The 5,277-nt window shown below is 33.0% G+C and carries 5 protein-coding genes and 1 pseudogene; 2 read left to right on the top strand and 4 right to left on the bottom strand.

From position 1 onward, the window contains the following. Positions 1-129 precede the first annotated feature (129 nt). The 4 genes and pseudogenes from ACIQ1E_RS13760 to ACIQ1E_RS13745 all read right to left on the bottom strand — a co-directional run. A pseudogene (locus ACIQ1E_RS13760) lies at positions 130-390 on the bottom strand (FAD-dependent oxidoreductase); the annotation flags it as partial. A gap of 60 nt (positions 391-450) precedes the next feature. Then, on the bottom strand, positions 451-1,788 hold the full coding sequence (locus ACIQ1E_RS13755; protein ID WP_396171909.1) for a DEAD/DEAH box helicase: 1,338 nt from the start codon (positions 1,786-1,788) through the stop codon (positions 451-453). Positions 1,789-1,985: 197 nt separating this feature from the next. Further along, positions 1,986-3,524: a DEAD/DEAH box helicase gene (locus ACIQ1E_RS13750; RefSeq protein ID WP_396171907.1), complete on the bottom strand. Its 1,539-nt coding sequence runs from the start codon at positions 3,522-3,524 to the stop codon at positions 1,986-1,988. Between the two features lie 111 nt (positions 3,525-3,635). Then, complete coding sequence (locus ACIQ1E_RS13745) at positions 3,636-4,160, bottom strand: DUF6155 family protein (RefSeq protein WP_396171906.1); 525 nt, start codon at positions 4,158-4,160, stop codon at positions 3,636-3,638. Positions 4,161-4,261: 101 nt separating this feature from the next. Between ACIQ1E_RS13745 and ACIQ1E_RS13740 the strand changes: the two genes are divergently transcribed. Then, positions 4,262-4,540, top strand: coding sequence for a DUF3817 domain-containing protein (locus ACIQ1E_RS13740; protein ID WP_396171905.1), 279 nt, complete (start codon positions 4,262-4,264; stop codon positions 4,538-4,540). A gap of 61 nt (positions 4,541-4,601) precedes the next feature. Further along, the gene (locus tag ACIQ1E_RS13735; protein WP_396171903.1) at positions 4,602-4,988 is read left to right on the top strand and encodes a glyoxalase; all 387 of its coding nucleotides are present in this window, start codon (positions 4,602-4,604) and stop codon (positions 4,986-4,988) included. Positions 4,989-5,277: the final 289 nt, after the last annotated feature.

The raw sequence follows: 5,277 nt of genomic DNA, 5'->3' as shown, positions 1-5,277 counted from the left end.
TACCATTTTAGATACAATAGAAGGTCAAATATGGGGACAATCTTCGATGTGTTAATGAAAAAGATGGTGAAATTTGAATAAATATCAATAAAATCAATAGATAACAAGGGTGCTCTAAGCGCCTATTCCTATAATTTTATTTTCTGCAGGTAGTACTCTTTGCAATTCGCCCAAACGAAATTGCAAGTTTTTTTTACCCGCAAAGAATTTTCGAAAAGGATAACTAATACTTGAAGGTTCCAAATATCCCGTGGCAACCTGATAAATAAGTGGCGGAAAAAAATTATAGTTGTTTTTGTCGACAAGAGTTACTTCAAAACCTTTGTGATTGGCTAGTTCTTGAGCTACATTGATGCCAGCAAAACCGCCTCCTATTATTACTATTTGCATATCTAATCTTTTACAAAAGTGATTTGTTTATAAAAGTACAATATAACTCAAGGCAAAATATTAGTTTTTGAATTTTTTAACAGGTTTTTCTCTAGTTGAATCCACTTTAGTTTGCAGCAATTGATTGGCCAATAATTTTTCGATTAATTCATCTTTGGTTAAATGATGAAAAATAATTTTGACTTTATTCTTAAAATCAGGCGAAACCTCATGATTCGGTTTGGTTTTGAAAATTTGCTTTGCCCACAATAATGTATTGTTTTCTTCGATATTCTCGGCAGATGGTTTTTGGAATTTAGAAAATTTGATTCCCAATTCTCTTTCAAAATCGGCAATTTCAGCCACTTCTTCTTGCTGTAAAACGGTTAACGAAAGTCCCTTTACTCCTGCTCTAGCGGTTCTTCCGCTGCGGTGAACATAGTTTTCATAGGTATCTGGCAAATGATAATTGACTACATAGGAGATTTCTTTTACATCAATTCCTCTGGCTGCTAAATCTGTCGCTACTAATGTATTGATGTGTCCTTCACGGAATTGCTCCATAATTCGGTCTCGAATACCCTGTGACAAACTTCCATGCAAAGCTCCTGATGAAAATCGATTAATTGCTAAGTTTTTAGCCAATTTGTTGACTGCTGCTTTGGTTTTGCAAAAAATAATGCCTCGCTCGCCTTCTTTGGTCATCAGAAAATGCATTAAAACATTCAGTTTTTCAATAGGATCCACTACAATGTATTGGTGATCAATTCCTTGATTTCCTGCTGTTTGCATATCAGCACTAACTTGAACTACATTTTTGTTCAAATAATTCTGTATCAATTGTTTGATGGTTCCGGGCATTGTAGCCGAGAAAAGCAATGTTCTCCGGTTTTTAGGTAATTCGGCAATGATTTCATCTAAACCTTCTTTGAGAATGCTCACCATTTCATCTGCTTCATCCAAAACTAAAAATTGCGTTTCTTTCAAATTGATGGCTTTGCGTTGAATCAAATCAATCAATCTTCCTGGTGTTGCGACAACAATATGTGTGGGTGACTTTAATCTTTCTATTTGAGGTTTTATCGGGATTCCACCGCAAATTTCCGCTATAGAAACTTCAGGCAAATATTTTGAAAACGCTTCTAAATTGGTGTAAATTTGATGTCCTAATTCACGAGTTGGAACTAATATAACTGCTTGAATTACATTTATATTACTATTTATTAACTGAAGTACTGGTAAACCAAAAGCAGCTGTCTTACCTGTTCCTGTTTTAGCTAGACCTACTATATCTGTTTTGGTTGATAAAAGTAATGGAATTGCCTTTTGTTGTATTTCGGTTGGCACAACAATTTTTAAATCATCAAGTGCTTTTATGATGGATTCTTGGATTCCTAAATCAGAGAATTGTTTTGCCATTTTGTTGATGTAATAATGTATAAATTGTTGTTTTGAAATAAGCTTCTCGATACAATTTTAAATAATAAAACTGTCGCATTATTATTTAAAATCACTCGAAGGGACGATTAATGGTTTTAATATTATCCGCGCAAGCTTCGATTCCCAATTGAGATCTGCTCCCGAAAACTTTCGGGACCGAAATCTGCCAACTATTTTTAATCTGCTTCGTTCATAATTTTTTCGCGATACTTCTTCCCTATCAAAAGTGTTAATTTCAGCTTGTAGTCCTCAATCAACCATTCGCGATAGTTCTTACTACACTGACTCAAACATTTAGAATAGCGTTTCAATCGGCATTCTATATCAGGATCCAACTCTTTTAATAAAGCTTTTGCATCTCTTAATTCTTCTGTATTATCCACACACATTGCCGCATGCTGTTCTAAAGATTTTTCCAGAACCACTTTGGAACGCAAATTTTGAGCAATAGCTAATTTGTGTTCTTCATCGACATCGAAAGTCACCACTTCGGTTTTGCTAAATTTGGCGCGCAATTCTGGTGGCATTGTGTATTTAAAATACAGTTCAATCTCAGTATCATCGCGGAGATTTTCAAGATAAAACTCGGGCGATTTGAAAATATGTTGCCAATTTACAGGTTCATTCCATAGACCAAAACGTGCTGCATTGTTTCCTAGATCAATTACTGTAAAACTATCTTTCTTTGGCAATTTACGCGAACCACGACCAATCATTTGAAAATACAATGTCAATGACTTTGTGGCTCTGTTTAAAATTATGGTTTCTACCGTTGGTTCGTCGAAACCCGTGGTAAGAATTCCAACCGAGGTCAAAATAGCATCGGGAGTGTGCTTGAACCAATGTAAAATATCTTTTCGATCCTCATTGCTGCTAGTGTTATCCAGGTGACGAATAGCAAAACCCGCTTCGCGAAAGGTTTCGTAAACATACAATGAAGTATTAATACCGTTATTGAAAATCAACGTCTTTTTGCCTAAAGATTTTTCCGTGTAAGCATGTAATAATTTCTCTTGCATGGCCATATTGGTATATAAATCATCCGATGATTTTACGGTATAATCACCATTGATACCCACTTTCAAAGAGGTCAATCCTACATCATAACTATAGGTTATCGCTTTGGCCAAGAAGCCTTTTTCGATTAAAGAACTAATGTTGTCTCCAACAATCAATTCATCGTAATTCTCGTGCATTGGCAATTTGATATTCGAACTCAGGGGCGTTGCAGTAACTCCTAAAATAAATGCATTTTTGAAAGAACTCAACAATTTTCGAAACGAATTATAATGCGCTTCGTCGATAATTACCAAACCAATATTGTCTAGATGTAGTTTTTCGTCATTAATTCTGTTTTTCAAGGTCTCGACCATTGCCACAAAACATGAATAATCGTTCTGATCAGGAAGTTCTTTGACTTTACTATTGATGATTTTGTTTTTTACATCAAAACCCTTTAGCATTTTTGAAGTTTGCTTACACAACTCAATTCTATGAGTCAAAACGACCACTTTTTTATTGTGTTTGGATAAATATTGGCGAACAATTTCTGAAAAAACTACAGTTTTCCCACCACCTGTAGGCAATTGATACAATAAATGATGATTAGAAGGTGCATTGTCTAGACGTTCAAAAATAGCTTCAATATCGCCTTTTTGATACGAATAAAGTTCTTTTTTATCTTCAATTTCTGTTTCTAGAGTGTTTTGAGGCATTGCTTTTGATGGATTTTTGCAAAAATACACCTAAAAAAGAGTTATTCCACTAAATATTCGTGTAAAAAAAGAATAAGAGTTAACTAAAATCAATTATGAAGTCAGATTTTTCTATTCCAAACGCTCCAAAATAGCCTCAAATTCGGGTGCATTATACCAGTTTTGAGCAATAGGCTGGTTATTTATTGCAATAATTCTAGCCTTGAATTCATTCACTATTCCGTTGGCAATCATAAAATTAACGGCTTGACCATACGAATTCAACATACTCTTATAAAACAATTCAGATTTAATTAGTTTTTCTGCAGAAAAAGTTTGAGCAATTTCAATGGCATAAAGCATCACATCAGCAATAATGAAAGAATCTACTCCCAAAAGGATAAAATGTTTGATGTATTTTTGAGCTACCGAACGGCGCATTTTAGGTTTTCGCGGTTTTCCTGAAGTTCTTTGGGGGAAATATTCATTCGAAATCTTAATTTTACATTCCTTGAGCAAGGTTTCCTCTTTCGGGTTGAAAACAAAATCGTAATAGACTTTCACCGGATTAAACTTTTCATACAACTCAATAATTTGTTCTTCGAGCTGGGTTTTATTGAGTTCTGAAAGGTATTTTTTTAAATCTCGCTTGCTCATTTTTCAATTGTTTTGTGCAAAAGTAATTTACTTTAGTAATTAATGTATCTAAAATCAATGTTATTCCTTAGTTTTGCCGTTCGAATTTAGAAAATTATGTTATGCTAAGAATTTTGAAAAACGTTGCCATTCTTGAAGGAGTTTCTTATTTAGTGTTATTTTTCAATATGCTTTTTATTAAACCGTCGAATATAGAATTGTATAAAGCTTTATTGTATCCAGTAGGAATGACGCACGGTCTATTATTTATCAGCTATGTTTTATTGACCATTTTACTTATAAAATCTCAAGAATGGACTTATAAAACGTCTTTGGTTATTCTAGGTGCCTCCCTTCTACCCTTCGCTACTTTTTATGTAGAGAAAAAATATCTTAGATAAATTTTATTAGCCTGTAAAAGTTAATTCTATCTCTTTTTTTTATAATTTTAAAGAAAAAAAGATGGAAGAACGTGATATTTTTTTAAAAGAATTCAGAGGAAATCCTATTGGAGAAATATCTGAACAAACATCTTCCGACGAATTGTTTCAAAATCAAGTACTTCGTCCTATCTTAAAGTTGCAAAACGATATTTTTGTTGCCTCATTTATTAATTATTTAGTCAAAAACAGAATCGATTTTAGCTCATTTTCGATCGAGAAAAAATTGGTTTTAATTGAAAACTCCGTTCAAAAAGACATTAAGTTCCGCAATGCCCTGAAAGGAATGGTTATCGCCTTATTCACGCTTGATGAATATGCCCTTTATATCAAAAACTCATCTAGTCTCAACAAGAGAATGATGGGTATGCTTATCGAACGACTGAAAAGTCAGGTTCAATTATTTTAACTTTATCATTTCGTTACCCCAAGATTACTTATACAGCTATTGAAAATTGTAAAGATTTTATTTACCTAATTATTGTTTTTACTTAATTTTTTTTATTATAATTGTTAAAAATTTAGGAAGCATGAAAGAAGAATATTTTAAATGGTACTCACCCAATTTAAGTAGTCATTCCTTAAAAACAAATTAACAATTTGATTGTTAATAACTTATGATAAAATAATATTAAAAAAGGCTCTGTTAAATTGCCAAAAAGTGTATATTTCGGTATAAAAAAGTGGCAATATGTTAG

The sequence above is a fragment of the Flavobacterium sp. genome (assembly GCF_044348915.1).
Taxonomy (GTDB): Bacteria; Bacteroidota; Bacteroidia; order Flavobacteriales; family Flavobacteriaceae; genus Flavobacterium.
The sequence above is the reverse complement of the archived record's forward strand: the minus strand, read 5'-3'. Positions and strand labels throughout refer to the sequence as shown.

Coding starts and splice junctions, on each gene's coding strand:
- ACIQ1E_RS13755 (WP_396171909.1), bottom strand. CDS start 1,788: ATGGCAAAACAATTCTCTGATTTAGGAATCCAAGAATCCATCATAAAA.
- ACIQ1E_RS13750 (WP_396171907.1), bottom strand. CDS start 3,524: ATGCCTCAAAACACTCTAGAAACAGAAATTGAAGATAAAAAAGAACTT.
- ACIQ1E_RS13745 (WP_396171906.1), bottom strand. CDS start 4,160: ATGAGCAAGCGAGATTTAAAAAAATACCTTTCAGAACTCAATAAAACC.
- ACIQ1E_RS13740 (WP_396171905.1), top strand. CDS start 4,262: ATGCTAAGAATTTTGAAAAACGTTGCCATTCTTGAAGGAGTTTCTTAT.
- ACIQ1E_RS13735 (WP_396171903.1), top strand. CDS start 4,602: ATGGAAGAACGTGATATTTTTTTAAAAGAATTCAGAGGAAATCCTATT.